A 26,587-nucleotide genomic window follows, 5' to 3' on the forward strand; every position below is an offset into this window, starting at 1 on the left:
TCTTTGGAAGTGCTTTTTTAATGATTTAATGTTTCAGACAAATAGGATACAGTTCATATATTGTTATTAGTTTTTCTATAATTTAAATTAAAATTGTATCTTTAAAATGGATTTATGATTACTAAATGAACAATAAAATATGCGCACTGTCTATTGCTGTGATCAGCTTACTGAGCTTACAGCCTACATATTCATATGCAATGGATATTAATCATAAACCAATACTTGATACAAATCATACAGCTGAAAACTCACTAGATTGGTTTGGGGAATATATTGGTACCCAAACTTGTAAAAACTGCAGATCTATCGAAACAACTTTGATTCTAAATGAGAATAAAACCTACCGATTGAAAGAAACTTATATTTATGCAAATAACCATAAAAAAACAATTGTTTCAAAAGGTAATTTCAAATTTAATACTGAGCATACATCTATAATAACTCTTAATATTTATGGGAAAAAGCGCCTCTTTTTTATTGGTGAGAATACTGCAACACCTTTAAATACTAAAGGAAAAAATATTAAAGGAGCAACTGCACTTAAAAAGATGAGCTAATTTGAACTAGAGCTAGAAATATAGTGAAAACATTGAAAAATCTATATAAGTAATAATTAAAAAATATAGATAGGAAGCCTTTATTGTTGGCTGTATGAGGAATAAGGTAGTGCGATTCTATAATTTTAAATTTCGTTTTTATTTTATCATTTGGTCAATTCTATATTGAATAATGCCCTAGATCGGTAATATTCCTAGTATAAAGATCATGAAAAATCTCGATGAATATCACTCTAAAATAGATTAGATGCAGTAAAAGGATAAGCATTGCATCTTTTGGACAGCTAAAACCATCACTTCATTCCATGATTATTTACATAATAATATTTGGAGTGTAAGTGATGTCTGGTCAATATGTTCAAATAAAAAGCCAATCGGGTGACGTTTTTTCTGCCTACCTGAGCATTTCAGCTGATAAGCGTGGTCCGGGTATTGTTTTGTGCCAAGAAATTTTTGGTGTAAATGAAGTGATGCGTAAAAAAGCCGATTTTCTTGCTGAAGAAGGCTATACCGTACTTGTTCCCGATTTGTTTTGGCGTACAGAAGCCAATATAGAGTTAGGGTATACACCTGAGGATTTTGAAAAAGCATTCCAATTATACCAAGCATATGATGAAGATCTGGGTGTTCAAGATGTTCAAGACAGCCTCAATTATTTAAAGACATTAGATAGCTGTGACAGAAATACAGGCTTGAGTGTCTTGGGGTACTGTTTAGGTGGCAAAGTTGCATTTTTAGCGGGGTGTCGTATTCCTGAAGTGGCATGTACTGTTGGGTATTATGGCGTAGGGCTTGAAAAATTATTGCATGAGTTAGAACAACTCAAAGGTCACTTAGTATTACATATTGCTGAATTAGATCAGTTTACCCCGCCTGCTGCACGAGAAAAAATAATCCAAGCTGCTCAGCATTATTCGAATGTCAATATTCATGTTTATGATGCTGTAGATCATGCGTTTGCTCGACCAGAAGGTACGCACTACCATAAGCCATCAGCAAAAATAGCCCATGAGCGAACAATTACTGCACTTCACAAAACGGTTGGACCATATTTTGACTTGGTTGCACTGTGGGAAGAACACATTAAACATGAGTTTGATACAAGAGATGTACCCGCAACCATGGCAACGATGGTTGCTCAGCCGTATGTCAACCATATTCCAACCTTAACTGGTGGTGTTGGTTATAGCCAGTTAGCCCGTTTTTATCGTTATCACTTTGTACATCAAAACCCACAAGATATGAAGTTAACGCCATTGTCTCGTACGGTTGGCTCCACGCAAGTCGTCGATGAATTTATTATGAGCTTTACTCACGACAGTGAGATTGATTGGTTACTGCCTGGGATTCAACCTACGGGGAAATATGTAGAAATACCTATGCTTGGGGTGATTCAGTTCAGAGGTTCAAAGCTGTGTCATGAGCATATTTATTGGGATCAAGCCTCAGTACTGGTACAAATTGGTCTACTTGATCCAACAGGTCTACCGGTTGCGGGTGCAGAGACGGCACACAAACTTTTAAATGAAGCGATTCCATCGAACACTCTTATGCCGTCTTGGGCATCGAGTGAAAATAAACCGATTGTATAAATCAAGGAGTATCTCAAATGAAATTTGATTTTAATCAAAAGGTTGTTTTAGTCAGTGGTGGTTCGACTTTAATTGGAGAGGCACTGGTACAGGCACTTATTAATGCCGGTGCATCTGTTGCCATTTTAGATATTGATGCCAATGGCGAACAGGTTGCACAAAAATGTGGTGAAAAAGCCATTTTTATTCAAACCAATTTAACCAGTGATGTTGCAATAAAAAAAGCGATTGAAACAGTACATCATGTGTTGGGTAAAGTAAATTTTGTGGTGAATCTGGCCTGTACTTATCTTGATAAGGGCCTTGAGTCGAGCAGAGGGGATTGGCTACAAGCGCTTGATGTCAATGTGGTTTCATCTGCTGAGCTTGTAAAAGCAGTCTATTCAGATTTAAAAAAAAATCAAGGTGCCGTGGTTAATTTCACTTCTATTTCTGCCAAGTATGCACAGACTGGTCGATGGTTGTATCCAGTGTCTAAAGCGGCCATGTGTGCATTAACCAAGGCAATGGCAATGGATTTTGCAGTGGATGGCGTACGAGTAAATTCGGTCTCTCCAGGTTGGACATGGTCTAGAGTCATTGCTGAAGTGAGTGGGAATGACCGTCAAAAAGCAGATGCTGTTGGTGCGGATTATCATGTTTTAGGTCGCTTAGGTGACCCAGAAGAAGTTGCGAATGTAGTGATGTTTTTACTTTCACCTGCCGCAAGTTTTGTAACTGGGGCTGATTACGCTGTAGATGGTGGTTATTCGATTATGGGGCCAGAAGCCAATCAGCCAGCGATACCTCGGTTAGCCAAATAAACACAATTGATTAAATAGAAATGGGGATATTTATATGCGTCGTATAGCAGTGATTGGTGCAGGGCAGTCTGGATTACAGCTGAGTTTAGGCCTAATTAATATGGGGTATGAGGTTACGATTTTTACCAATCGTACAGCAGAACAAATTGCTCAAGGGCGTGTGATGTCAAGCCAATGTATGTTTCATACTGCATTACAGACAGAGCGTGATTTGGGTTTAAACTTTTGGGAAGAAGCATGCCCTTCTGTAGAAGGGATTGGTTTTACTATTGTAAACAATGAAGAAAAAACCAAAGTATTTGAATGGAGTGCAAGATTAAAACGTTATGCGCAATCGGTAGATCAGCGTGTGAAAATGCCACAGTGGATGCGAGCATTTGAAAAACAGGGCGGTAAAATTGTTATACAAGATGTGGGTATCAATGAGTTAGAGCAGATTACACCTGAATATGATTTGGTTTTGCTCGCGGCAGGTAAAGGCGAAGTGGTTAAGCAATTTGCACGAGATGATGAAAAGAGCATTTTTGATAAACCGCAACGTGCTTTGGCATTGACTTATGTTCAAGGCATGAAACCGATATTACCGTATTCAAAAGTAACTTTTAATGTGATTCCTGGCGTAGGTGAATATTTTAGTTTTCCTGCTTTAAGTGTTAATGGACCATGCGACATTATGGTGTTTGAAGGTATTCCCGGTGGTCCGATGGACTGCTGGCAAGATGTAAAAACGGCAGAAGAACATCTTGAAATGAGTTTAAGCCTACTTAAACAATATGTTCCGTGGGAGTATGAGCGTTGTTCGGACATTCAATTAACCGATGACAATGGTTATTTAGCCGGTCGATTTGCACCAACCATACGCCAACCAATTTTAACTTTACCTTCGGGGCGTAAGGTATTTGGTATGGCAGATGCCTTGGTGGTTAATGACCCTATTACAGGTCAGGGTTCTAATAATGCGGCTAAATGTAGCAAGATTTATTTCGATGCTATTTTAGCACATGCCGATCAAGACTTTTCTACCGAGTGGATGCAAGACACGTTTGATCAATATTGGCAGTATGCAGAAAAAGTAGTTGCTTGGACCAATAGTTTATTGGTTCCTCCTGAGCCACATATGATAGAGATTTTGATGGAAGCGAGTAGAAATCAAGCCATTGCATCAGAGTTTGCAAATAATTTTGATGATCCACGTAACTTTTCGCCGTGGTGGTTTGATGCCGAAAGTGCAAAGCAATTTATTAAACATCGCCATATCAAGCATGTTGCTTAATCAAAGTATTCAAGGAGCTTATGATGAACAAAATATCAGAACAGCCAATGTTAAACCAGATTGATATTACCAATAAAAAAGGCATTAGAAATTTATTGGGGCAGTTTGCAACGGGTGTCACGGTGATTACAACCCGTGGAAAAGATGGTCGTAAAATAGGAATGACGGCAAATTCATTTTCTTCGCTGTCTCTTGATCCGCCGTTGGTGTTATGGAGTTTGTCCAAAACCGCACCAAGTTTACCTGACTTTGTTGATGCGGAACATTTTGCCATACATATGTTGGGTCAAGAACACCATGACTTGTCAGGGCATTTTGCAAGACCTGCAGACGACAAGTTTTTAGGCATTGCACATGTCGAACATGAAGGTATTCAGGGCATTCCTTTATTAGAAGATGCATTAGCGACCTTAGTTTGTCGTAATGTACAACAATACGAGGGTGGCGACCATTTAATCTTTATTGGTGAAATGCAACAGTATCAGCAACGTGAAGGGGCTCCTTTGGTCTTTCATGCTGGGAAATATCGAGCCGTGATAGAACATCCAGAATTGGCAATTTAAATTTTAAAAAATCACGATATTTATCGTGATTTTTTTATTTTTATTGCATGGAAGTTGATTGGAAGAATTGGATAGCAGTAAGGAATCAATGGATAGCATCAAACTAATAAATCTATTAAATATAGTTTATTCAATATTTTGAATGATTTTTTGAATTTGAAACAGATGGTTTTTGTTAGATAGGACTCATCAAAATAAAAGGTTTTTCAAATTTCTTATTCAGTATTTTGAATGTAAATCTAAGTCAAATTTTATTTTAGGAAAAAGATATGAAATCAACCGTATTAAAAATATTTTTTCTAGCAGGTACATTGCCCATGGTGACATCGCAAGTAAAAGCGTATGACTTGCCCACTGTGAATTTAGGAATGACCAGTTTTTTAGATGGTGGTTTACCTGCAGGGCCGGGTTGGTATGGACAGCTTTATTTTCAAGATTATGATGCCAATAAGCTTTCAGATCAGCAAGGAAATCGACTTCCACTTCCCAAAACTGATTTACATTATCAGGTTGAAGTTGCTCAGTTAAGTTATTTATCTCAACTAAGCGTAGGAAAAAATGCATCGTTTGGAATGAATGTATTATTACCCTTTGTGAGTAAAATGAATGTCAATGATGGCTTAAATCAGGCTGCATTAAAGTCATCTCAGGGGTTTTCTGATATTTTGGTTGGTCCATTTATTCAATTTGATCCAGTGATGGGAGCCAATGGTCCAAAATTTGTGCAACGTGTAGAGTTTCAAGTGAATTTGCCTACGGGACATTATGACCAAAGCAAAGATATTAATCCGAGTAATCATGCGGTGTCATTTAATCCATATTGGGCAGCAACATACTGGCTGACTCCGAAGTGGACAGCATCGGTACGAATTCATTATTTATATAATTTTAAAAATAATAAACCCACATATGCTTTTGGCGATGTCGATGATTTGCAGGCCGGTCAAGCCATTCATGCCAATTTTGCAACTGACTATGCCATTACAGAAAAATTACGCTTGGGTATAAATGGGTATTGGCTACAGCAGATTACAGATACAAAAGCAAATGGGACGGATTTAAAGGGGCGACGTGAAAGGGTTTGGGCACTTGGTCCGGGCATGATGTATAGTTTTTCACAGCAAGATCATGTTGTTGCAAATGCTTATTTTGAACAAGGCGCAAAAAATAGACCTGAAGGGAATCGACTTCAGGTGCGGTATATTCATCATTTTTAAAAAGATATGCATCTTTTATTTTGGATAAAAGGTGCATATCGTTGAAAGAGATAAAAATAATAAAACCTTAACTGAGACGTATAATTTGACCAGTTTGAGTACATTTGTGTGTGGATGAAGGTAACTCGCCATAACGCCGTTTATATTCTTGAGAAAAACGGCCTAAATGGGTAAAGCCCCACTTATAAGCAATATCTGTTACCGATTGATATTCACTATTGCGTAATTCTTGATGTGCTTTTTCTAATCTTAAATCTTTTAAGTAAGCCATTGGTGTTGTGCCTAAAAAATTCTTAAAGCCAGAAAACAGTGTGCGAGTACTGACACCTGCATTTTTTGCCAAGATTTCAATATTTAATGGTTCGTGTAGATTTTCTCGAATATAGCATTCTGTACGTTTAATGAAGTGTGGTGACACCAGTTTTTCTTGATAACGGTTGATGGCATTTAATGCATCATTTTCTTGGCCATACAGTAAGGCATTAAATAAACTTGATTCAAATTGTTTTAAAGCAATGGGGTGGTGTAAGGGATGATTTTTAACGCTTAATGCATCAATGAGTGTGGTCATCAGTTGTAAAAAATAGGAGCCTCCAAGGGTGGAAAAATCGAGTTTGGGATTAAAAATGGGCGTGTTTTCATAATGGGGCAGATTTTGTTGAACATGGTGCAAAAAATCCGATTTGTTGATTTTAAGCATAAGTTGTGGTGCATCTTTTTTCCAACGCATTTTTAAAGGTAGGTCTGGAGAAATAATAGAGGCGACACGGGTGTAAGAAATAAATTTTTGTTTTGCATATTCAATTTCAGCATAGCCTTGGACTGGAATTTGAATCAGATAAAAATGATCGAGGTAATCTGGTTCGATGTGAACATCTGCACCGTATTCTAAACGGCTAAGAGAGAGCAATCCTGTTTTAACATGGTGCATTGTTGCACTAAATTCACTGTTTTTAATTTCTGTTTTCAGTAAATGGGGTTTAAGTATTTCGCCTACATTTTTACAAGTTTCTTTTAAGTCTTGGTGATTGAAAAGTAAATTACTTGTTGAAAAAACATGACTTTTTTTTAAATACTCTGAATTGATGTCAACTGAATTCATATAAATTACCTACTGGCTAATATTTTCTTATTTCCAACCTGAGTGCAATCTTGGTTTGAAAAAACAGGGGGAATAGAAAATAGTGAGGCTTGTGAGTTGTTATGAATGTAGTAGCAATAACTAGACCAAAAAGAATATTTTAATTTATTTATAATGATTTATTTTTAAAATTGAATTGTTTTGCTTTTAATCATTTTAAGGTGAGACTGAGCTAACATTATGGTACAGAGATTGCATTATATTTAGTTCAGCATATTCCCATTAGCTAGGTGCAACAATGACACTCAGCCAAAATATAGAATTATCTAAATTCGCAAACGATACTGCAACGGCACAACACTGGATGTCCTCTATTTGTGGTTTACATACATTAGATACATCGCAGAAGGCATTAGATTTTCAGTATGACGGTATTCGATTACCGACTTTAAACACGACGATTGGTATGATTGAGTATGGTGCCAATGTATCTATTGATGTTGCAAATTTGAAATCTTACAGTCTGAGTCTGCCAATTTCAGGATCACAGACTTTAATGGGTCGTGGGCTAAGTACGAGTTCTTCAAATGAGCAAGCACTCATTGTTTCAAGTACAGAGTATCAAGAATTAATATTGGAAAAAGAGTGTAAAAAAATACAGGTTGTTATTCCAGAACACAGTATGAGAACAGTTTTGTCAGATATTTTAGATACTAAAATTGAAGATACCATTATTTTTGACTTTCAAATGGATATTAAAACCAGCCCTAAAAGTATGGTGTGGTGGGATAATATTCTTCATTTATTTAAAATTAGAAAGCATTATCAAGAGTTTTATTCATCACCTCGACTTTCGAGTGATTTTGAAAATATTATTATTAAAAGTCTATTATTAACGCAAGAGCATAACTATTCAGATCATATTAGGCATACAGAGCAAAAAGATATTCCAGTTTATATCAAACGAGTGCATCAGTTTATTACCGAGCATTATTTTGAGCAGGTAACGGTTAAAGATTTAGAGCGTATTTCTGGGGTATCTAAGTCAAAGTTATACGATGAATTTTATTATTTTTATGGTGCAAGCCCAATTTTATATTTAAAAAAATATCGTTTAAACCAAGTACATAAAGCATTACTGAATACGACATCGCATCAGCATATTTCGATTTCAAAACTGGCTTATGATGCGGGATTTAATCATTTAAGTCGTTTTTCCAATGATTACCGTGAGGCTTTTGGTGAGTTACCACGAGAAACGCTTTATAAGAAAATAGTTGTTTAATGGGGTGATAGTCTACGGTATGACTATTGATATGATATTTTCTATTTTTAATGGTGTGTTTGATGAAACTCACCATTTTTTTTGTATTTGAAGATTTAAATAGGCATGGAAGAATAGGATAGTTTTAGGGAAGAATAGGATAGAGCCAAAGGCTAAAAAGCGTTTCAATCTAAGTTATTCAGGAGATTGGAGCGGAAGCGAATGACCCCAAGAAATAATTTAGAATGGCAAAATTTTGTAGAAAAAAGTATCGATTTCAGACCAGATGATGGCGTGTATCGTATAGACCGTCAGATCTTTACAACACCTGAATTGTTTGATTTAGAAATGGAGCATATTTTTGAAAAATCATGGATTTATGCTTGCCATGAAAGTGAAATACAAAACAACCATGACTTTGTGACGGTACAAATAGGTAAACAGCCTCTTATTATATCTCGTGATGGTAAAGGCGAACTCCATGCCATGATTAATGCCTGCGAGCATCGTGGTGCGACATTAACACGTGTGGGTAAAGGCAATCAGTCGACATTTACCTGCCCATTCCATGCTTGGTGTTATAAAAGTGATGGACGTTTAGTTAAAGTAAAAGCACCGGGTGAATATTGCCACGATTTTGATAAAACCACACGTGGTTTAAAGCAAGGTCGAATCGAGAGCTATAAAGGCTTTGTATTTGTAAATTTAGATGTCACCAGTACCGATTCTTTAGAAGGGTTTTTAGGTGATGCAAAAATCTTTTTAGATATGATGGTTGCTCAGTCGCCAACAGGTGAGCTTGAAGTCTTACAAGGAAAATCTACTTATACATTTGATGGTAACTGGAAACTTCAAAATGAAAATGGTTTAGATGGCTACCATGTCAGTACCGTACATTATAACTATGTGTCTACAGTACAACACCGTAATCAACTGAATGTTGAACAAGGTATTGCAATGGATACGTTAGATTATAGCAAACTCGGTGCAGGTGATAGTGCAACAGATGACGGTTTTTTTAGTTTTAAAAATGGCCATAGTCTTTTATTTAGTGAGATGCCAAACCCTGCAGTTCGTCCGGGCTATGCAACCGTTATGCCACGTCTAAAAGAAGAATATGGCGATGTAAAAGCTGAATGGATGATGCACCGTTTACGCAATCTTAATATCTACCCAAGTTTATTTTTTATCGATCAGATTAGTTCCCAATTACGTATCATTCGCCCTTTGGCTTGGAATAAAACAGAAGTAACAAGCCAATGTCTTGCTGTTAAAGGTGAGTCTGCAGATGATCGCCGTAATCGTATTCGTCAGTTTGAAGATTTCTTTAATGTATCTGGTTTGGGTACGCCTGATGACTTGGTCGAATTCCGTGAGCAACAGCGAGGTTTCCAAGCACGCTTAGAAAAATGGAGCGATATTTCTAGAGGACATCATAAGTGGATTTATGGTCAAACAAAAAATAGTGAAAATTTAGAAATTTCACCTGTAATGACTGGAAATGAATTTACACACGAAGGTTTGTATGTCAACCAACAAGGTCATTGGCAAAACAAATTATTAACCAGTTTAAAGAAAACCACGTTAAAACTCACAGATATCGGTCAACTTTCTGTAGAGGAGTCTGAAGCATGAATCAGCAATTAAACCATCATGTTGCACAATTTCTTTATGAAAATGCAGATCGTTGTGATAATCGAGAGTGGGACGACTACCTACAAGATTTTGATCCACAATGTGAAATTCACCTACCGCAATGGATTGATGAATATAACTACGTAACAGACCCAAATAATGGGCTGTCGTATATGTATTACTCAGATCGTACAGGTTTAGAAGATCGTATTTTTAGACTCAGAACTGGGAAGTCTGCTGCTTCTACGCCATTGGCACGCACAGTACATAATTTGATGAATATTCGTATTGTTGAAGATGACGCTGAACAGTTGGTTGTGAAATTAAATTGGAACACATTTTATTATCGCCAAGGGCTACAGAGTAACTTCTACGGCTATGCTACATATCATTTAAATAAAGTAGACGGTAGCTATAAAATTGCTAAAAAACATATTGTTTTGCTGAATGATCGAATTGATTCAGTACTCGATTTTTACCACATATAGGAGTGAAATATGAGTCACTCTGTTGCCTTAAACTTTGCGGATGGTAAAACATTTTTTATTTCCATTAATGACGATGAGCTGTTACTCGATGCTGCTTTTCGTCAAGGTATTAAATTGCCTTTAGACTGTAGAGAAGGGGTTTGTGGTACATGTCAAGGGCAGTGTGAATCTGGTCGTTATGAGCAAGAATATGTAGATGAAGATGCGCTCAGCGAGTTAGATTTAGAAGAACGTAAAGTCTTGGCATGCCAGACCCGTGTTCAGTCAGATGCTTCATTTTATTTCGATCACGATTCAAGTATCTGCGGTGCGGGCGATCCAGTTGCCATTGAAGCCATATTAACGCGGGTTGATGTGGTCTCTGAAACCACTGCGGTGATGTATTTAGATGCGAGTCACTTTAAAAATCAGCTGAAGTATTTACCCGGTCAATATGCCCGATTAAAAATACCAGGAACAGATTCATGGCGCTCTTATTCATTTGCTAATAGTTCGAATAAAAATAATGAATTACAGTTTTTAATTCGTCTTTTACCGAATGGCGTCATGAGTAACTATTTACGAGATGACTATAAAATTGGCGACAAAATTGAATTAGAAGCACCTCTAGGCAGTTTTTATTTACGTGAAGTTGAAAACCCATTGATTTTTGTGGCGGGTGGTACAGGCTTATCGGCATTTTTAGGGATGTTAGATGATTTAAAGTCTAAAAAAGATCAACTTCCTGCCATCAAGCTTTTTTATGGGGTAAATAAACAAGCCGATTTGTGTGAAGAAGCACGTTTAAAAGAGTATGAGCAATTTTTTAACCAATTTGAATATCACCCTGTGATTGGTCAGGCCACAGAAGGTTGGTCTGGAAAAGTTGGTTTTATTCATCAGCATTTAGATGAAATGGAGCTGAAGAAGCAACCCTTTGATATGTACTTGTGCGGTCCTCCGCCCATGATTGATGCAGTCAAAACATGGTTGAGTGAGAGTAGTGTGTCGGATTATAGAATTTACAGTGAAAAGTTTTTGCAAAGTAATACGACAAAACCAGCTTCTGCAATAGCGTGAGGCTGAGTGGGAAAGAGTATGTTATGTAGTCAGTCAATGCGTTTATGAGCCTAATAGAAAGGGGAAGGCGATGAGTTTAAATGTTCAAAACACGTATCAAGCACATATTAATGGCAATGATGTTGCAACAGCAGATTACTTCTTAGCAGTCAATGCAACAACAGGTGAGACACTTGCAAATGTGGCACGCTGTACAGCCAAAGAAGTCGATTTAGCAGTAGATGCTGCCGTAAAAGCACAGCTTGAATGGAAAAAAACCACTTACGAAGAGCGATCAGTTTTACTTAATCGTCTTGCAGATGTATTAGAAGAAAATTTAACGCATCTAGTGAATATTGATACCGCAGATATTGGCCGTAAATATAGCGAAATAGAAACGGACTATCATATTGCAATTTCTCAATACCGTTATTTTGCCGGTGCAATTTTAACGCATGAAGGATATGGTCGTCCGAATCCAAATGGATACTTTATTGCCAAAAGAGAACCAATTGGTGTCGTTGGGCAAATTATTCCATGGAATGTACCTGCCATTATGGTTGCATTAAAAGTTGCGCCTGCAGTGGCTGCAGGTAATACGGTGATTCTAAAGCCCGATGAAAATGCATCACTGTCAACATTAGAATTTGCACGTCTTGCTTCTACCGTTTTTCCTGCGGGTGTGGTTAATGTTTTACCCGGTTTTGGCGAAGAAGTGGGTTCAGCCATTACAGCACACCCTAAAATTTCAAAGCTTGCTTTTACAGGTAGCCCCGATGTAGGGCGAATTATTGGTGCGGCAGGTGCAAAACGATTGGTTCCTGTTTCATTAGAGCTTGGTGGTAAAAGTGCCAATATTGTGTTTCCAGACATTTTAGATAAGATTGATGATGTCGTCGATAATGCTTTATTTGCGACGTTGTATTGTAATGGTCAATCTTGCTTGGCAGGAACGCGCCTTTTTGTCCACGATGATATTTATCAGACTTTTATTGATAAATTAGTTGATGCTGCAACACGTGTCAAAGTCGGAAATCCTTTTGATCAAGAAACCAAACTCAGTGGTGTAATTAATCAAACTCAAGGCGAGCGCATTCAAAAATATATAGATATTGCAAAAGCTGAAGGTGCAAAAGTTCTCTCGGGTGGTCATCGCGTCCATGTGGAAGGCCATGAGTTTGGGTGGTTTTTTGAACCAACTATTTTTGAAGCTAAATATGATATGCGAATTGCACAAGAAGAAGTCTTTGGCCCCGTTTTAAGTGTAATACGTTGGAGCGACTATGATGAAATGATTGAGCAAGTCAACAGTACAAGCTACGGTCTTGCGGCAGGAATTTATACCAATGATTTTGCAAAAGCATTACATACAGCAGACAAAGTAGAAGCAGGAAATATTTGGATTAACAAATATTTTAATTTAAATAGCGGTTGTCCATTTGGCGGTGTAAAAGAAAGTGGTATTGGTCGTGAGCATTGTCATGAAACTTTAAATATGTATTCACATTTAAAAACAGTGACGTTGCAGGCGGAAGTTGACTCTGCTTGGTTTGTACCTAAAAATTAGTTGAATGAATAACCATTAAAGTTAGGCTATATTGACTCACTTTAATGGTTTTAGTTATATATTTTTTATAAACCGCAGTGTATGTTCAGCCCCTTGAGGGCTAATTGTATGCGGTGTATTTTGTTCTAAATACATTTCTACATGTATATGATGTGCTTTGAGCTGATTAGCAGCAATCTCAGTTTGTGTATGCGGAATAATCGTATCAGCAGTGCCATGAATCAGTAAGACTTTACTCGGTGTTGTATTCAAGTTCCATGGTTGATTTGAACTCAGTCTTCCAGAAAATGAGATCACACCTGCTAAAGGGTAGCGCCCACTCACCAGTGCATCAAGTGCCATGATAGATCCCTGAGAAAAACCGACAAGAATGATTTTATCTGTAACAGAGATATTATGTTGTTGGCACGTGTGATCGATAATTTGATCAAACAACGGCCGAGCTTGTTGTATGCGATCTGCTCGGTTTTCTGTCGTTACACCCTGAATATCAAACCATTGAAACTTGGTTTTATTTCCCATAAATTGAAAGGGGGCATTGGGTGCGACAATCGTTGTATCTATAAGTTGGTTTGACCAATATGAGATGAGACCATTAAAATCACTTCCAGAGCTTCCAACGCCATGTAGTAAAATAACAATTTTTTTAGTCATACTGTTCTTTACTCCTTAAATTGATTTATTTAAAGTTTTGGACCTATAGGTACAATGCCCGTTGGATTTAGTGCTTGGATAGAATAATAGCCTTGCTTAATATGATTTATATTTACCGTGTCTTGAATTCCAGCGTAGTTGAGTACTCTCGTTAAATAACGACTTAAGAACGGGAACTCCTTTAATTGGTAAAGGTTGCACTTAAATAGTCCATGATATGCACAATCAAACCGTATTAGCGTAACGAATAGTCGTACATCTGCTTCGGTGAGAGCATGACCACATAAGAAATCACGTTGGTCGGAAAGTAAATCCTCTAAAAAAGTCAGAGTATTAAATACTTCTGTGACTGCTTCAGTGTAACTTTCTTGTGTGGTTGCAAAGCCTGCGCGATAGACTCCATTATTTAAATTGGTATAAATCTTTGTATTTAAATCATCAATCACTGATTGATATTCTAGCGGATAAAGATCTATTTCTTGACTTGCAAGCTCTCCAAACCCTGTGTTCATCATACGTAGGATATCGGCCGACTCATTATTTACGATCGTTTTTAGTTTCTTATCCCATAAAACAGGCACAGTTGCACGACCTGTAAAATGCTGGTCTGCTTTGGTATAAATTTGATGAATCCATTCTGCACCATTTATATCGTCTAATGTAGAATCTGGGTAGTGACCAAAATGCCAGCCTTGGTTTAAAAGGAAAGGTTCAACAATAGATACACTGATAATGTCTTCCAAACCTTTTAATTTTCTTGCAATTAGCGTTCTACATGCCCAAGGGCAAATGAGAGCAACATAAAGATGATATCTATTCGGTTCAGCTTTAAAGCCTTCATGTCCTGTTACTCCAGCAGATCCATCAGGTGTAATCCAATGTCTAAAACTAGATGTTTGTCTTACAAAGCCTCCTTGTTGATCTACTGCTTGAACAGGGTGCCAATTTTCAGTCCATTTACCATTGACTAGCATGATTGTCTCCTTAATTTTTTACTGTAGCAGAAGGTTTGAGTGCATATTTACCATCACCCATTAAAGCCAAAGAAATCAGAGCAATGACCCAAAACATAGGGAATTCCCAACCACCATTTGGGTTTGTAAAGAAGAATCCTGCAGGTCCATGTACTTTAACAATTGCGCCTAATAAAATTGGAATCAGAACTAAAGAAACAACACGTGTATAAATACCTAATATAAGTGCAATTCCTCCAAAGAACTCAATTATCATGGTGATATATGCAAGCCAACCCGGTAAGCCGAGCGATGAGAAGAAACCTGCTGTCCCAGTCGGAGTGAAGATAAAAAACTTTAAGCTAAAATGAGCAAGGAATAAGATTCCAAGTGATACGCGTAAAATGAGTGCTGCATACGGTGCGGTACGTTGATCAATCATAGCTGTTCTCTTATGTGTTGTAAGTTAAGAGCTAAGTTATATTCTTTCTAGTTTTTTTACTATATGCATAATTGGATTATAATTTATTCCATTATGGAATAAATTAAGTATGGCTTGTAGAGAAAGCATCAATCAAAAAATCAATCATGGCTCTAGATTTATGTGCTAAATATTTTGTGGGTGGATAAATTACAAATAGGCCCAAAGGTTGTGCTTCATACTCATCTAAAATAACGGAAAGTTCACCTTTAGAAATGGCTTTTTCGACAACAAAATCAGGTAATCGCGCAACCCCAAACCCATCGCATACGGCTTTCAAGCAAGCTTCAGCATTTGAAAACTTAAGGTTGCCATGAACGGTCTGAAAATGATTTTTATGTTGATGATCCGTAAAAGACCAAATATATGGGTTTACAAAGTTTGTATCTAAAATACAGTTGTAGTTTGGCAGTTCGCTCCAATGTGCAGGGTAACCATGTTTTTTCATATACTGTGGAGAGGTAACTACTAAGGTACGAATGTGAGATAACTTTCTTGCAATTAAACTACTATCAGTCAAATGACCAATTCTTATAGCAAGGTCAAAGCCTTCATCAATAATATGAGCTACACGATCTGAGAATTGAATATCTAATTCAATCTCTGGATACCGATGTGCAAATTTGAGCAAAATAGGTGTGAGTTGACTATAACCAAAAGTAACAGGAACAGAGATACGTAGTAGACCACGCGGATTTTGTGACGTTAATTGTATATCATCATTGAGTGCTTCGTACTCTGCGATGAGTGGTTTTATACGTGCATAGTATGCCACCCCAATTTCTGTTGGTGTAATAGAGCGTGTCGTCCTTCTAAATAAGGTCACCGACAAATCTGTTTCTAATTTAGAAATGAGTTTAGATGCTTGTCCAAAGCTAGTGCCGAGTCGTTTAGCTGCGCGTGTAAAGTTACCTGTTTCAATAATTGCAATAAACATCTTATCGCAGTCCATTCTATCCATATTCGTAATATCCTATTAGAGTTAATAAAATGATAATACTTGGCTTACTAACATAAGGTGGATAATAGATAATTAAGAACCTTAAGCATACGGGATATTCGGGTTAAAGAAGTCATTGACTCTTAATAAGTGTAGAATACTTTATATAACCCCTTTTAATGGAAGCAAATAAGAGGGAAGTTCTAAGCCCCTACGAATGGCCTCTTCAAGATACTCAAAAGAAATCAATAGGGCAACCCGTCATTACAGTTGAAGAAACCAACGTGCCGCAATACCAGCACGTGCAGCAACATCGGCTTGAGTCATCGCAAGATAGAGCAGTTGTTTATGGAGGTGCTTGCAGAGTAGAGACACTACTTCTTCAGGTTTTTAAAAATTAAATCCATAATATTGTGGCATAACTACTAATCACTATAATTAAAATATAAAATAATGGAATTATAGTGATTGAATATAAAGCATATTGCCTTTATTAAAGTTATTTTAGTTTCGGTGGTCGCGCTACCAAAATGAAATGATTAATTAACAATAAAATAATAACCAACCTACACATGCCTAATCTAAAGCTAGTTTACTTTTACTATAGTTTTATGATGATATTAGGAGAAGTTACTTCTGTTTTTCTTTTTGGCGTAAGACATACAGATATAAGCTTTCTACTTTTTCACGCGCCCATGGTGTGGTACGCAAGAATCGCAATGATGATTTAATACTTGGGTCTATGCAAAAACATCTAATTTCAATTTTATGACTTAAACCTTCAAAACCACCGTAGTAATCTAGTAATTCATCCAAAATATCAGCAAGTTTTTTGCCATGTAAAGGATCATTGGATGTGCTCATATTTGATCAATCGTATCTGGGAAAAAGTACATTATAACCTATGTCGGATAGAAAGATTCTTGCATTGAGTATGAGTGATGATCCTTAAAATAAATCTTCAGTCATTGATTACTTAATTTCTATTTTTAATTTCGGTTATTATGGAGGATCACCATATAATAGATAAAAAAATCCTGTATATCATGCCATGCATTTTCTTTATTTAGATGTTAAATACTTATAAAGATTTATATCAACAGGTCTATCAATTTTAAACTTCATTTTAACTGTTGATACAGAACCGTTTTCTGTTTGCATGAGTGTTTGCTCAGCACTGTTCTCTATATAAGTTAATAATCCAATGAAGTAAAAATTCGTGCCTTCATCATCATCTTTTTTAATAAATAGAGGTAATAAAGTATTAGTTTTTTTTGCATCAATAATACTTTTTACACCCTTACTTGAAATTTTTGTTCTAGATTTTGACATCCAATGAAAATGTTCATTATCTATAAAATGGTCTTCATATTTCGTACTGTCAGAAATTTCATCATTTTTATGGTAAGTTACAAAAATTGGGCAGTTAGTAGAGTCTTTACTTATCTTAGATCCATACATTACAGATGCTTCATTAGTTTCCCAGTTGAGTATTCTACAGACATCTTTGCGCCCATATTTAGCATAATACAGGAAACCAGAATTATAAGAATCAAGGCTAAAGTCCTTATTATATCTATCAATTGAGTAAAGGGTACTATCAAGTAAAAACTGATAAAAAATATCTTTTTTTAGAAGCTGACAAAAGTATGTCGTTAAAGAAATAAGACCATTTTCAATAAGAATACTATTTATGATATTACTATCTTTAAAGAATTTTGGCGTAATAAATTTCATATTAAGATTGGCTATAATTGACTCTAAATCTTGCTTTGAAAGTTTAATACTGTAAAGATTTTGAATAAGATTTTCAAAATTTGACGTTGTAATGCTTTGATTTTCAGAAGTGATAAGCTCGTGTATAAGCAGGGATTCAAAAACACGTTTTGCATTATTAATTTCTAACGAGAAAAACTTTAAAACCTCTTCTTCAATTTCTGTTAATGTAAGAATAGAAGCGTCTTTTTCAATAGATTTTAAGAATGAATAATACGATTTAGAATACAAAACATATGAATAAGGATCACGTAAGTCTGCCGTAATAAAATCCATCATCATAGGTATATGGCCTAAACGATTAAACAAGTATTTATAATCTTGAATAAGTTCTTTTTTAGCTTCAAAGTTTGAATGACTAATTGACGCAAAAATTTTTTCTTTTGCAATCTCATCAAAGTGAATAGTGGATGAACCGGGTAACACCGAGCTACCACTTTTTACTAACTTTCTTAAGTTATCTTTGTTGTAAGAATGATCACCAAAAAGCGCTATTGGTATTAAGAAGTTATTTTCATAATTACCAATAAAATCAATAACTGTAAGATACTCTTTATTTTCAGTTTTTCTTAAGCCGCGTCCTAACTGTTGAATATAAATAATTGAAGATGTTGTTGGTCTTAAAAAGATAATTTGATTAATTTTAGGGATATCAATTCCTTCATTAAAAATATCTACTGTATAAATCATTTTTATACGTTTTGAATCATCTGAGCTAATTGAGTTAATCGCTTGTTCTCTTTGCTCAATAGTATGTTGACCACTTAAAGCAATACTATTAATACCTTGTAAAGTCATTTGTGCTGCAAGTTCATGACATTCTTCGACCGTGGAACAGAAAACTAAAGCTCTTAACTCACCATTATCTGTTCCATATTTATCAGATGCCTCTTTTATTTTATTAACTCGTTCATGACTGATTAAATACTTAAATTCTGTTTTATCATTAATTAATTTACCATTCACTTCTAAATCGGAAATTCCAAAATAATGAAACGGCGAAATTAGATCACATTCTAGTGCCTTGTGTAATCGAATTTCATAAGCAATGTTGTAATCAAATGATTTGAAAATATCAAAGCCATCTGTTCTTTCGGGTGTTGCTGTCATACCTAAAAGAAATTTAGGTTTAAAGTACTCTAGAATTTTTAAATAGCTTTTTGACCCAGAACGATGACTCTCGTCAATAACGATATAGTCAAAAGCATCTGGTTGAAAGGCTTCTAAATTATGGTTTTTAGATAAGGTCTGCATTGTTGCAAAAATATATTGATACCCACTGATATTTTTTTGAGTACCTGAGAAAATCGTCGAATTAAAGCCTGGACCAAAAACATTCTGAAAAGTTTTTTGAGCATCAACTAATATATTTTCACGATGTACAATAAAAAGCATACTCTTAGCTTGAGTATTTTTAACATCAAATGCTGAAAGATAAGTTTTACCTGTTCCTGTTGCCGAAATTAAAAGTGCTTTTTCTACTTCTTTTAGTCTCAATTCTTTTAAGCGCTTTAAAGCATCTTCTTGCATCGAATTTGGTTGTATATCTATATATTTGTTATTTTTAACTATCAGATTAAGTCTTTTTTGAGCGTTATATATTTCAGAATATTTTTCTAGGTACTCATCTGTTATTTTTTGTGCAGTATCAAATAGTATTCTTTTTTTTATCTTTAACTCGGAAATCACTTTACTTTTGGGTAAAGCTCTCATAAAGATATTCATCTCTTCATTTTTACTCAAAGCATTTGCTGTTAAATTGCTACTTCCGATTAATACACTTGTATGATTTTGGTGCTCAAATAGATAAATTTTTGAATGTAAATCAGAAGAGGTTTCTATACGAACGTCTAGTTTTGTGTAAGTTCTTAAACGTTTTAATGCTTCGGGTTGAGTAAAGTTTAAATACTGGGAAACTAAAATTTGACCTGGTATTTTTCGACGTTCTAAATCTTCAAGTAAAGAGTAAAGAGTAGATAATCCACTCATACTAAGAAAGGCTGTTGTAAACCAAAAAGAAGTACAGGTCGCTAGCTCACTTTCGAAAGTCTTAATTACTTTTTCTTCAAATCCATTATTTGTCACTAATTTTGTCTGATAGAAATCATTTGATTTATAGTTCTTATCAAAAAAACTGGTTTTTAGACCTTGCTCTAGCTCATTAAATATCATTTTTTAATAACTCTTTAATAATAGGTTTATCTGCATCGGCCCAGTCTAATTTTGAGAGGTCTTGTATTTTTAACCATTGAGAATCAATGTGCTCAATAAGCTTGAGGCTTTTAGTCTTTGTTTTACACAGAAAGGTTTTTAGCTCAATACTAAAATCTGGATAGTCATGGTCTACGGTAATTAAATGTGAGTCAATCATAATATCCATGCAAAGTTCTTCTTGAATTTCTCGAATAATTGCCTGTTCAGGAGTTTCTTGTTTTTCTATTTTTCCACCAGGGAATTCATATTTATAAGAAATATAATCAAATTTTGAGACATTACGTTGTACACATAAAACTTCATTTTGATACTGAATAACAGCTGCAACAACAGAAATTTTTTTCATTTTTAGTCTTTTTATCAAAGAGTCAATGCATAGAGTATAATTCATTTCAGCGCTGATAGTTAATACGCAGGCCTATTAGGTAGGTGAGCTTAGACAAAAATTCCCTCTAAAACCACAAACTTGGAAAGAGTTACCAATCCCAAAATTTTTAGAAAAATAGCTAAAACAATTGCTTATATATTTTTTGATCACAAATACTCACAGCCTCAGTGTTATACTTCAAATGATATAGGCTTTGGCTGAAAATAAAAATAGGCGATCTGGCTTAAAAGTTGATATAAATCAACAAGAAAAAAAGCCCCCATCTTTCGATGAGGGCTTTTAGAATTTGGAGCGGAAAAGGAGACTCGAACTCCCGACCCCAACCTTGGCAAGGTTATGCTCTACCAACTGAGCTATTTCCGCAAATTGAGCAGTTTTACAAAACTTTCACTAAAAAGTAAACTGGAGCGGAAAAGGAGACTCGAACTCCCGACCCCAACCTTGGCAAGGTTATGCTCTACCAACTGAGCTATTTCCGCATGACGTGTATAATACATTAAAGTTTTTTAGACGCAATATTTTTTTATGAAAAATGATTTCAATTGAATAAAATAAACACAAAATACTTATTTTAGCCGATAAAATAGACAAAAAATTAATAGTTATGAAAATCAGCGCGTAATACATCGCAACTTGCGTATGCTAAACTAAACTTTTAGGTTACTTTTTTAATGGTTATGTCTTTACAGCAAAAACTGATTGAGCAATTGGGTGTATTATCTCCACTGCATCTAGATGTTATTAATGAATCTGCTCACCATGGTGGTTACTTCCCTGGTAAAGAATCACATTTTAAAGTCATTATTGTAAGTGACGTTTTTGAAGGATTACGCCTAGTACAAAAACATCAAAAAGTATATTCAGTGACCCAAAATTTACTAGTAGCACACGGCGGCCCAATTCATGCTTTGGCAATTCATGCCTACAGTAAAGCGCAATGGAATGGTCAAGTACCATCTAGCCCAGAGTGTGCACATGCTAAAAAATGAATAGGAAAAATTGATTATGGATTTATTCACGGCCTTAAAAATTGTACATAGTATTGCGATTACAGTTTTACTGATCAGCATAATTTTACAAAGTATTATTTTATTTCGACTACCGAACAATGATAAGGCATTTAATGTACCAAGCCGACAAAAAATTCTTATTGTTCAGCATAGTATTTTCCTTTTATTGTTTATTACAGGCGGTATTTTACTATATTTAAAGCATTTTCAAGTTCAGCATTGGTTCTATGCCAAAGCGCTACTATTTGTAGTAATTATTTCTTCATCGGTTAAAGCATTTAAAAAACCAAATCCGAATATATTATTAGTCCAACGTCGAGGTGGCATTGTATTGGCGTGGATTGCATTTGTTGCAATTATTGCATTAGTTGTTGTTAAGCCAACTATTTTAAATGGCTAACATGTGGTTACATACAGCGACTAGTATTTTAAGCAGATAAATGTACATATTATAGACATCTATTTCTTTAGTCCGAATAAGGAATGACGTATGCAAATGATAAAAACAAAAGTAGCTATAAGTCTAACATTGATACTGCTACTTACAGGTTGTATGACTGCATCTGTTAAACCCAATTATGTGTCACCTGCCATGTATCAAAATTTAAATTGTATGCAACTACAAAGTGAATATGATCGTATTCAACAATATATTGCTCAGGGCGTTACCCCTGCAAAACGTAATTTATTTGGTGTAGGACTTGGTTTAGGTGGTGGCTGGGGACGAGGAGGCTGGGGGTTCGGCCCATCACTTTCAGTAAATTTGGGCCAATCGAGAGAAAGTAAAAATACTCAATTGGCACAATTACTTGGACAACAAGATGCAGTGGTGCAAGCCGCACGCTTTAAAGCATGCTCTATAAGAGTGATACAAAAATAGTTAAATAAAACTATAATTTTGTATTTGTAATGGATGAATTTAATCCTTAGATAAATTTGTCCATTTTAATTATTTCTAATGATTACTATTACTGTTCAACTTTTGGTTTTGAACCAATGCGATACCGTACTCTTTGCCCCATGATTTTAGCATTAAGATGACAGGTCTTAATGTTTCACCATGTTCAGTTAGCCCGTATTCGACTTTTGGTGGTACTTGTGGGTAAACAATTCGATAAATCAAATTAGAATGTTCTAACTCCCTTAGTTGCTTCGTTAAAATACGTGAAGTAATAGGGCCAAGTTTTCTTCTAATCTCATTAAATCTTAATTTGCCATCAAGTAAGTAATACAAAATGATTCCTTTCCCTTTACCACCAATGAGTTCTAAAGTTGCTTCAACTGAACATGCTTCAGCTTGATATGATTCATACCTTGATTGTTTTACAGTATCCAAAATGTTCCTATATATCAAAAATGGTAGTACTTGCGTCAAATTCTATACATACTATACTCTTAACTCAATAATTGGATTGAGGCTTTAAAGATGAAAGGATTGGTTTTTGATGCGTCTAATGAAACACCACAAATCGTTTTAAAAGAGATTAAAGATCCAGGGCAACCTCAAAGAGGTGAGATACGTGTTGCTATTCAAGCAAGCTCTTTAAACTTTCATGACTTTATGGTGGCACGTGGCATTATGCCAACAGAAAACGGAAGGATTCTTTTGTCTGATGGTGCGGGTATTGTTGAAGCGGTGGGTGAAGATGTAACTTCTTTTGCAATAGGAGATCATGTTGTTTCAACATTTTTTCCACGTTGGTTGGCAGGTAAGCCAATGTCTATAGTCGGTAATTTTGAAAATACTCCAGGTGATGGAATTGATGGTATGGCCACAGAGTTTGTTGTACGCTCTGAAAGTGCATTTACTAAAATCCCCCAAGGTTGGTCTATGCCCGAGGCCGCTACTATTACAACTTCTGGCTTAACTGCATGGCGTGCACTGGTTACTAATGGTCAATTAAAAGCAGGCGAGACTGTACTGATCCAAGGTACTGGTGGTGTATCCATTGCTGCACTACAAATTGCCAAGGCTAAGGGAGCCTTTGTTATTGCAACATCATCATCCGATGAAAAGTTAGCGAAAGTCCATAATTTAGGTGCAGATGAGCTGATCAATTACAAGACTACACCTGCGTGGGGCGATGAGGTATTACGTTTGACAAAAGGATTAGGGGTTGATCATGTTGTTGAAGTAGGTGGTCCAGTCACTATTAATGAATCTTTAAAAGCAGTAAAAGTTGGAGGCCATATTGCACAAATTGGAGTACTCTCTGGAAACGAGGCAAGTATTCCTATTGTTAGTCTTTTGGGTAAGCAGGTTCGGTTGCAAGGCTTAATTGTTTCGAGTGTTGAAGATCAAAAAGAATATATTTCAGCGCTTGAGGCTACTCAGTCACGTCCTGTAATAGATAAAATATTTAATTATACGGAGTTATCACAAGCATTTGATTACATGCAAAAAGGCAATCATTTTGGAAAAATTTGTGTAACTTGGTAAGTATGAACAGTATTTAAAGGTAAGGTATATTGTATGGGAGATACCTTACCTTTTGAAAGCACCCTTATTTCTTAATGCTGTTTTCATAAGTACTAGTAGAATTACGACTTTGAAAATAATGACTATGTACTCTTATATAGATCATCATTTTAAATAAATATAAATATACAAATTGGCATAGTTCAATCTCTTAAATGACTTAAAATTCACAATCGTGGCTACAAATTAAAGTCTAGATATACTCGACCTGTGAAAAATGTTACTATTGTGTGCTTCTTTTGTTCTTTAGCTTTCTATAGTTGAATCACATGACGACCAATACCCAAATTACTGAAGATCGCATCCTTATTCTGGATTTCGGTTCACAATACAGCCAACTGATTGCACGTCGTGTACGTGAGTCAGGTGTTTACTCTGAAATGTACGCTTTTGATATGTCTGAAGAAGACATTCGTGCATTTAATCCAAATGGTATTATTTTATCTGGTGGTCCAGAAAGTGTACATGAAGAAGGCAGCCCACGTGCGCCTGAAGTTGTATTTAACTTAGGTGTACCTGTACTAGGCATCTGCTATGGTTTACAAACCATGTCTGAACAGCTTGGTGGTAAAGTTGAAGCAGGCACAGTTCACGAATTTGGCTATGCAGAAGTCGATGTATTGGTGCGTGACGCATTGATTGGTGGCTTGCAAGATCAAGACAATCAACTTCACGTATGGATGAGTCATGGCGATAAAGTCAGTAAAATCCCTGAAGGTTTTAATGTGACTGCAAGTACGCCAAGCTGCCCATTTGCGGCAGTAAGTGACGAAGCAAGACGTTTCTATGGCGTACAGTTTCACCCAGAAGTGACTCATACCACGCAAGGCCAAGCATTATTATCTAATTTTGTACACAATATCTGTGGTTGCCGTAGTCTTTGGACATCTGAACATATTATTGATCTACGCATAGAACAACTACGTAAACAGATTGGGCAAGAAAAAGTATTACTGGGTTTATCTGGTGGTGTTGATTCTTCTGTTGTTGCTGCACTTTTGCATAAAGCAATTGGTGATCAACTTACATGTGTATTTGTAGACAATGGTTTACTTCGTTTAAATGAAGGCGAACAAGTCATGCAAATGTTTGCTGAAAACATGGGTATTCGAGTTATTCGTGCCAATGCGCAAGATCGCTTTTTAAATGCACTGGCAGGTGAAGTAGACCCAGAAGCAAAACGTAAAATTATTGGTCGTGAATTTATTGAAGTCTTTTCAGAAGAAGCACGTAAATTAGACGGCGTAAAATTTTTAGCACAAGGTACAATTTACCCAGACGTGATTGAGTCTGCAGCAAGTAAGCAAGGTAAAGCACATGTGATTAAATCGCACCATAATGTGGGTGGTTTACCAGATGATTTAGCCTTTGACCTTGTTGAACCATTACGTGACTTATTTAAAGATGAAGTCCGTAAGTTAGGTACAACACTTGGTTTGCCTCACAGTATGATTTATCGCCACCCGTTCCCTGGTCCAGGTTTAGGTGTACGTATCTTAGGTGAAGTGAAAAAAGAGTATGCAGATATTCTACGCCTAGCAGACGATATCTTTATGCAAGAGCTTCGTGCTAGCGGTTGGTATGATAAAACTGCTCAAGCTTTTGCTGTATTCCAACCCATTAAGTCAGTAGGCGTTGTGGGTGATGGTCGCCGTTATGCATGGGTAATTGCGCTACGTGCAGTTGAAACGGTTGACTTTATGACAGCACGTTTCGCTCATTTACCATATGATTTAGTGGATAAAATCTCTACACGTATTATGAACGAGATAAAAGATGTATCTCGTGTGGTCTATGATGTGTCATCTAAGCCACCTGCCACTATTGAGTGGGAATAATCCTGATAAAAAAAGAGTGCTTATGCACTCTTTTTTTATGTTTGATTTTACATGACTACGTTTTCTGGTGCTTTTAAATTGTTTAACACCACATAGATTTCATTGATATTTGTACATACAATCACTTTTGCACGATGGTGAGCAGGTAGGAATCCTTCACTAACAGCATGGTCTAACTGAGCAATCAGCGCATCGTAATAACCATTTACATTATAGATCATCATTGGTTTTTGATGCTGCTCAAGTTGCCCCCAAGTTGCAATTTCTAAAATTTCTTCAAAAGTACCTAGGCCACCGGGCAGTGCAATAAATGCACTGGCACGATCTGCCATCATTGCTTTACGTTCATGCATTGTATTTACGACATGCAGTTCTGTCAGTTCAGTATGTGCTACTTCATAGTCCAACATAAACTGTGGAATTACACCAACAGTTTCAGCATTAAATTCAGAAAAAGTATCTGCAACTTGCCCCATAAGTCCAATACTTGCGCCACCATACACCAATCCAAAGCGATGCTCAGCTAAGCCTCGTGCTAATTCAATGGCACTTTTTAGATAAATGACTTTGTTTCCTGCCCGAGAACCACAATAAAGTGCAACTAAAGGTTGTGTTGTTTTTACTTTGGCTATTTTGCTCATTTCATTTTATCCTTTGCATTTACTTTATCTTTAGCATGTTTTTTTACAAAGGGCAGTAGAAAGTACAGAATTTTAACCAATTACAACAATCTTTATTGATTTAGGAATACTGTTAGCCACTGAAAAGCATGC

Annotated in this window: 26 protein-coding genes, 2 tRNA genes and 2 pseudogenes; 16 read left to right on the top strand and 14 right to left on the bottom strand. The window is 36.0% G+C overall.

What is annotated here, in order from left to right; genetic code table 11:
• Positions 1–125 precede the first annotated feature (125 nt).
• The 6 genes from BLS38_RS07515 to BLS38_RS07540 all read left to right on the top strand — a co-directional run bounded on the left by BLS38_RS07515 (position 126) and on the right by BLS38_RS07540 (position 6,008).
• A complete protein-coding gene (locus BLS38_RS07515) occupies positions 126–560 on the top strand; it encodes a copper resistance protein NlpE (RefSeq protein WP_092748226.1) in 435 nt (144 codons plus the stop codon).
• 341 nt (positions 561–901) lie between these two features.
• Entirely contained in the window at positions 902–2,152 is a 1,251-nt protein-coding gene (locus tag BLS38_RS07520) for a dienelactone hydrolase family protein (RefSeq protein WP_092748228.1), read from the top strand.
• A 17-nt stretch (positions 2,153–2,169) separates the two neighbouring features.
• Positions 2,170–2,955, top strand: a complete 786-nt coding sequence (locus tag BLS38_RS07525) for an SDR family oxidoreductase (RefSeq protein WP_092748230.1) — start codon at positions 2,170–2,172, stop codon at positions 2,953–2,955.
• 34 nt (positions 2,956–2,989) lie between these two features.
• Positions 2,990–4,228 carry a styrene monooxygenase/indole monooxygenase family protein gene (locus BLS38_RS07530; RefSeq protein WP_092748232.1) on the top strand — a complete coding sequence of 413 codons (1,239 nt, stop codon included), beginning with the start codon at positions 2,990–2,992 and terminating at the stop codon, positions 4,226–4,228.
• Positions 4,229–4,275: 47 nt separating this feature from the next.
• The gene (locus BLS38_RS07535) at positions 4,276–4,791 is read left to right on the top strand and encodes a flavin reductase family protein (RefSeq protein WP_092748386.1); all 516 of its coding nucleotides are present in this window, start codon (positions 4,276–4,278) and stop codon (positions 4,789–4,791) included.
• Positions 4,792–5,060: 269 nt separating this feature from the next.
• A complete protein-coding gene (locus BLS38_RS07540) occupies positions 5,061–6,008 on the top strand; it encodes a SphA family protein (protein WP_092748234.1) in 948 nt (315 codons plus the stop codon).
• A gap of 67 nt (positions 6,009–6,075) precedes the next feature.
• Here BLS38_RS07540 and BLS38_RS07545 read toward each other — a convergent pair whose 3' ends face one another.
• The gene (locus BLS38_RS07545; protein ID WP_092748236.1) at positions 6,076–7,110 is read right to left on the bottom strand and encodes an AraC family transcriptional regulator; all 1,035 of its coding nucleotides are present in this window, start codon (positions 7,108–7,110) and stop codon (positions 6,076–6,078) included.
• A 277-nt stretch (positions 7,111–7,387) separates the two neighbouring features.
• Here BLS38_RS07545 and BLS38_RS07550 point away from each other — a divergent pair, with 277 nt between their 5' ends.
• From BLS38_RS07550 to BLS38_RS07570, 5 genes are all read left to right on the top strand, one after another.
• Positions 7,388–8,374, top strand: a complete 987-nt coding sequence (locus tag BLS38_RS07550; RefSeq protein ID WP_213030506.1) for an AraC family transcriptional regulator — start codon at positions 7,388–7,390, stop codon at positions 8,372–8,374.
• A 201-nt stretch (positions 8,375–8,575) separates the two neighbouring features.
• Positions 8,576–9,988 (top strand): anthranilate 1,2-dioxygenase large subunit, encoded by a 1,413-nt coding sequence (antA, locus tag BLS38_RS07555; RefSeq protein WP_092748238.1) that lies wholly within the window; start codon positions 8,576–8,578, stop codon positions 9,986–9,988.
• On the top strand, positions 9,985–10,476 hold the full coding sequence (gene antB / locus BLS38_RS07560) for an anthranilate 1,2-dioxygenase small subunit (RefSeq protein WP_092748240.1): 492 nt from the start codon (positions 9,985–9,987) through the stop codon (positions 10,474–10,476). The genes antA and antB overlap by 4 nt, the downstream gene beginning before the upstream one ends.
• A 9-nt stretch (positions 10,477–10,485) precedes the next feature.
• The gene (gene antC / locus BLS38_RS07565) at positions 10,486–11,535 is read left to right on the top strand and encodes an anthranilate 1,2-dioxygenase electron transfer component AntC (protein WP_092748242.1); all 1,050 of its coding nucleotides are present in this window, start codon (positions 10,486–10,488) and stop codon (positions 11,533–11,535) included.
• Positions 11,536–11,605: 70 nt separating this feature from the next.
• Complete coding sequence (locus tag BLS38_RS07570; RefSeq protein WP_092748244.1) at positions 11,606–13,081, top strand: aldehyde dehydrogenase family protein; 1,476 nt, start codon at positions 11,606–11,608, stop codon at positions 13,079–13,081.
• Positions 13,082–13,135: 54 nt separating this feature from the next.
• Here BLS38_RS07570 and BLS38_RS07575 read toward each other — a convergent pair whose 3' ends face one another.
• The 11 genes and pseudogenes from BLS38_RS07575 to BLS38_RS07620 form a co-directional block, all read right to left on the bottom strand.
• The gene (locus BLS38_RS07575) at positions 13,136–13,735 is read right to left on the bottom strand and encodes an alpha/beta hydrolase (RefSeq protein ID WP_092748246.1); all 600 of its coding nucleotides are present in this window, start codon (positions 13,733–13,735) and stop codon (positions 13,136–13,138) included.
• Between the two features lie 29 nt (positions 13,736–13,764).
• On the bottom strand, positions 13,765–14,709 hold the full coding sequence (locus tag BLS38_RS07580) for a glutathione S-transferase family protein (RefSeq protein ID WP_092748248.1): 945 nt from the start codon (positions 14,707–14,709) through the stop codon (positions 13,765–13,767).
• Between the two features lie 10 nt (positions 14,710–14,719).
• On the bottom strand, positions 14,720–15,130 hold the full coding sequence (locus BLS38_RS07585; protein WP_092748250.1) for a DoxX family protein: 411 nt from the start codon (positions 15,128–15,130) through the stop codon (positions 14,720–14,722).
• Positions 15,131–15,233: 103 nt separating this feature from the next.
• The gene (locus BLS38_RS07590) at positions 15,234–16,130 is read right to left on the bottom strand and encodes a LysR family transcriptional regulator (RefSeq protein WP_092748252.1); all 897 of its coding nucleotides are present in this window, start codon (positions 16,128–16,130) and stop codon (positions 15,234–15,236) included.
• 150 nt (positions 16,131–16,280) lie between these two features.
• Positions 16,281–16,392 (bottom strand): annotated as a pseudogene (locus BLS38_RS13170) (serine/threonine protein kinase); the annotation flags it as partial.
• A gap of 8 nt (positions 16,393–16,400) precedes the next feature.
• Positions 16,401–16,484, bottom strand: a pseudogene (locus BLS38_RS13175) (XRE family transcriptional regulator); the annotation flags it as partial.
• A 255-nt stretch (positions 16,485–16,739) separates the two neighbouring features.
• On the bottom strand, positions 16,740–16,973 hold the full coding sequence (locus BLS38_RS07600; RefSeq protein WP_092748254.1) for a VF530 family protein: 234 nt from the start codon (positions 16,971–16,973) through the stop codon (positions 16,740–16,742).
• 198 nt (positions 16,974–17,171) lie between these two features.
• Positions 17,172–20,057 (bottom strand): DUF3427 domain-containing protein, encoded by a 2,886-nt coding sequence (locus BLS38_RS07605; RefSeq protein WP_092748256.1) that lies wholly within the window; start codon positions 20,055–20,057, stop codon positions 17,172–17,174.
• A complete protein-coding gene (locus BLS38_RS07610) occupies positions 20,047–20,445 on the bottom strand; it encodes a (deoxy)nucleoside triphosphate pyrophosphohydrolase (protein WP_092748258.1) in 399 nt (132 codons plus the stop codon). The genes BLS38_RS07605 and BLS38_RS07610 overlap by 11 nt, the downstream gene beginning before the upstream one ends.
• Before the next feature lie 329 nt (positions 20,446–20,774).
• A tRNA-Gly gene (locus BLS38_RS07615) sits at positions 20,775–20,850 on the bottom strand.
• Positions 20,851–20,890: 40 nt separating this feature from the next.
• Positions 20,891–20,966, bottom strand: a tRNA-Gly gene (locus BLS38_RS07620).
• A gap of 198 nt (positions 20,967–21,164) precedes the next feature.
• Here BLS38_RS07620 and BLS38_RS07625 point away from each other — a divergent pair.
• The 3 genes from BLS38_RS07625 (at position 21,165) to BLS38_RS07635 (ending at position 22,377) form a co-directional block, all read left to right on the top strand.
• The gene (locus BLS38_RS07625; RefSeq protein ID WP_092748390.1) at positions 21,165–21,476 is read left to right on the top strand and encodes a BolA family protein; all 312 of its coding nucleotides are present in this window, start codon (positions 21,165–21,167) and stop codon (positions 21,474–21,476) included.
• Positions 21,477–21,492: 16 nt separating this feature from the next.
• The gene (locus BLS38_RS07630) at positions 21,493–21,897 is read left to right on the top strand and encodes a SirB2 family protein (protein ID WP_092748260.1); all 405 of its coding nucleotides are present in this window, start codon (positions 21,493–21,495) and stop codon (positions 21,895–21,897) included.
• 96 nt (positions 21,898–21,993) lie between these two features.
• Positions 21,994–22,377 (top strand): hypothetical protein, encoded by a 384-nt coding sequence (locus tag BLS38_RS07635; protein ID WP_425283477.1) that lies wholly within the window; start codon positions 21,994–21,996, stop codon positions 22,375–22,377.
• A 75-nt stretch (positions 22,378–22,452) separates the two neighbouring features.
• Here BLS38_RS07635 and BLS38_RS07640 read toward each other — a convergent pair whose 3' ends face one another.
• The gene (locus BLS38_RS07640) at positions 22,453–22,833 is read right to left on the bottom strand and encodes a winged helix-turn-helix transcriptional regulator (protein WP_092748262.1); all 381 of its coding nucleotides are present in this window, start codon (positions 22,831–22,833) and stop codon (positions 22,453–22,455) included.
• A gap of 90 nt (positions 22,834–22,923) precedes the next feature.
• Here BLS38_RS07640 and BLS38_RS07645 point away from each other — a divergent pair, with 90 nt between their 5' ends.
• Positions 22,924–23,937 carry a zinc-dependent alcohol dehydrogenase family protein gene (locus BLS38_RS07645; protein ID WP_092748264.1) on the top strand — a complete coding sequence of 338 codons (1,014 nt, stop codon included), beginning with the start codon at positions 22,924–22,926 and terminating at the stop codon, positions 23,935–23,937.
• 308 nt (positions 23,938–24,245) lie between these two features.
• Positions 24,246–25,814: a glutamine-hydrolyzing GMP synthase gene (guaA, locus tag BLS38_RS07650; protein ID WP_092748266.1), complete on the top strand. Its 1,569-nt coding sequence runs from the start codon at positions 24,246–24,248 to the stop codon at positions 25,812–25,814.
• A 47-nt stretch (positions 25,815–25,861) separates the two neighbouring features.
• Here the strand turns inward: guaA and BLS38_RS07655 are convergent, their stop codons facing one another.
• Positions 25,862–26,455 (bottom strand): LOG family protein, encoded by a 594-nt coding sequence (locus BLS38_RS07655; protein ID WP_092748268.1) that lies wholly within the window; start codon positions 26,453–26,455, stop codon positions 25,862–25,864.
• Positions 26,456–26,587 lie beyond the last annotated feature (132 nt).

The sequence above is a fragment of the Acinetobacter boissieri genome (genome assembly GCF_900096955.1).
Taxonomy (GTDB): domain Bacteria; phylum Pseudomonadota; class Gammaproteobacteria; order Pseudomonadales; family Moraxellaceae; genus Acinetobacter; species Acinetobacter boissieri.

What these genes read in the sequence shown, in the direction of transcription:
- BLS38_RS07515 (WP_092748226.1), top strand. Translation starts at nt 126, where the DNA reads ATGAACAATAAAATATGCGCACTGTCTATTGCTGTGATCAGCTTACTG.
- BLS38_RS07520 (WP_092748228.1), top strand. Translation starts at nt 902, where the DNA reads ATGTCTGGTCAATATGTTCAAATAAAAAGCCAATCGGGTGACGTTTTT.
- BLS38_RS07525 (WP_092748230.1), top strand. Translation starts at nt 2,170, where the DNA reads ATGAAATTTGATTTTAATCAAAAGGTTGTTTTAGTCAGTGGTGGTTCG.
- BLS38_RS07530 (WP_092748232.1), top strand. Translation starts at nt 2,990, where the DNA reads ATGCGTCGTATAGCAGTGATTGGTGCAGGGCAGTCTGGATTACAGCTG.
- BLS38_RS07535 (WP_092748386.1), top strand. Translation starts at nt 4,276, where the DNA reads ATGTTAAACCAGATTGATATTACCAATAAAAAAGGCATTAGAAATTTA.
- BLS38_RS07540 (WP_092748234.1), top strand. Translation starts at nt 5,061, where the DNA reads ATGAAATCAACCGTATTAAAAATATTTTTTCTAGCAGGTACATTGCCC.
- BLS38_RS07545 (WP_092748236.1), bottom strand. Translation starts at nt 7,110, where the DNA reads ATGAATTCAGTTGACATCAATTCAGAGTATTTAAAAAAAAGTCATGTT.
- BLS38_RS07550 (WP_213030506.1), top strand. Translation starts at nt 7,388, where the DNA reads ATGACACTCAGCCAAAATATAGAATTATCTAAATTCGCAAACGATACT.
- antA (WP_092748238.1), top strand. Translation starts at nt 8,576, where the DNA reads ATGACCCCAAGAAATAATTTAGAATGGCAAAATTTTGTAGAAAAAAGT.
- antB (WP_092748240.1), top strand. Translation starts at nt 9,985, where the DNA reads ATGAATCAGCAATTAAACCATCATGTTGCACAATTTCTTTATGAAAAT.
- antC (WP_092748242.1), top strand. Translation starts at nt 10,486, where the DNA reads ATGAGTCACTCTGTTGCCTTAAACTTTGCGGATGGTAAAACATTTTTT.
- BLS38_RS07570 (WP_092748244.1), top strand. Translation starts at nt 11,606, where the DNA reads ATGAGTTTAAATGTTCAAAACACGTATCAAGCACATATTAATGGCAAT.
- BLS38_RS07575 (WP_092748246.1), bottom strand. Translation starts at nt 13,735, where the DNA reads ATGACTAAAAAAATTGTTATTTTACTACATGGCGTTGGAAGCTCTGGA.
- BLS38_RS07580 (WP_092748248.1), bottom strand. Translation starts at nt 14,709, where the DNA reads ATGCTAGTCAATGGTAAATGGACTGAAAATTGGCACCCTGTTCAAGCA.
- BLS38_RS07585 (WP_092748250.1), bottom strand. Translation starts at nt 15,130, where the DNA reads ATGATTGATCAACGTACCGCACCGTATGCAGCACTCATTTTACGCGTA.
- BLS38_RS07590 (WP_092748252.1), bottom strand. Translation starts at nt 16,130, where the DNA reads ATGGATAGAATGGACTGCGATAAGATGTTTATTGCAATTATTGAAACA.
- BLS38_RS07600 (WP_092748254.1), bottom strand. Translation starts at nt 16,973, where the DNA reads ATGAGCACATCCAATGATCCTTTACATGGCAAAAAACTTGCTGATATT.
- BLS38_RS07605 (WP_092748256.1), bottom strand. Translation starts at nt 20,057, where the DNA reads ATGATATTTAATGAGCTAGAGCAAGGTCTAAAAACCAGTTTTTTTGAT.
- BLS38_RS07610 (WP_092748258.1), bottom strand. Translation starts at nt 20,445, where the DNA reads ATGAAAAAAATTTCTGTTGTTGCAGCTGTTATTCAGTATCAAAATGAA.
- BLS38_RS07625 (WP_092748390.1), top strand. Translation starts at nt 21,165, where the DNA reads ATGTCTTTACAGCAAAAACTGATTGAGCAATTGGGTGTATTATCTCCA.
- BLS38_RS07630 (WP_092748260.1), top strand. Translation starts at nt 21,493, where the DNA reads ATGGATTTATTCACGGCCTTAAAAATTGTACATAGTATTGCGATTACA.
- BLS38_RS07635 (WP_425283477.1), top strand. Translation starts at nt 21,994, where the DNA reads ATGATAAAAACAAAAGTAGCTATAAGTCTAACATTGATACTGCTACTT.
- BLS38_RS07645 (WP_092748264.1), top strand. Translation starts at nt 22,924, where the DNA reads ATGAAAGGATTGGTTTTTGATGCGTCTAATGAAACACCACAAATCGTT.
- guaA (WP_092748266.1), top strand. Translation starts at nt 24,246, where the DNA reads ATGACGACCAATACCCAAATTACTGAAGATCGCATCCTTATTCTGGAT.
- BLS38_RS07655 (WP_092748268.1), bottom strand. Translation starts at nt 26,455, where the DNA reads ATGAGCAAAATAGCCAAAGTAAAAACAACACAACCTTTAGTTGCACTT.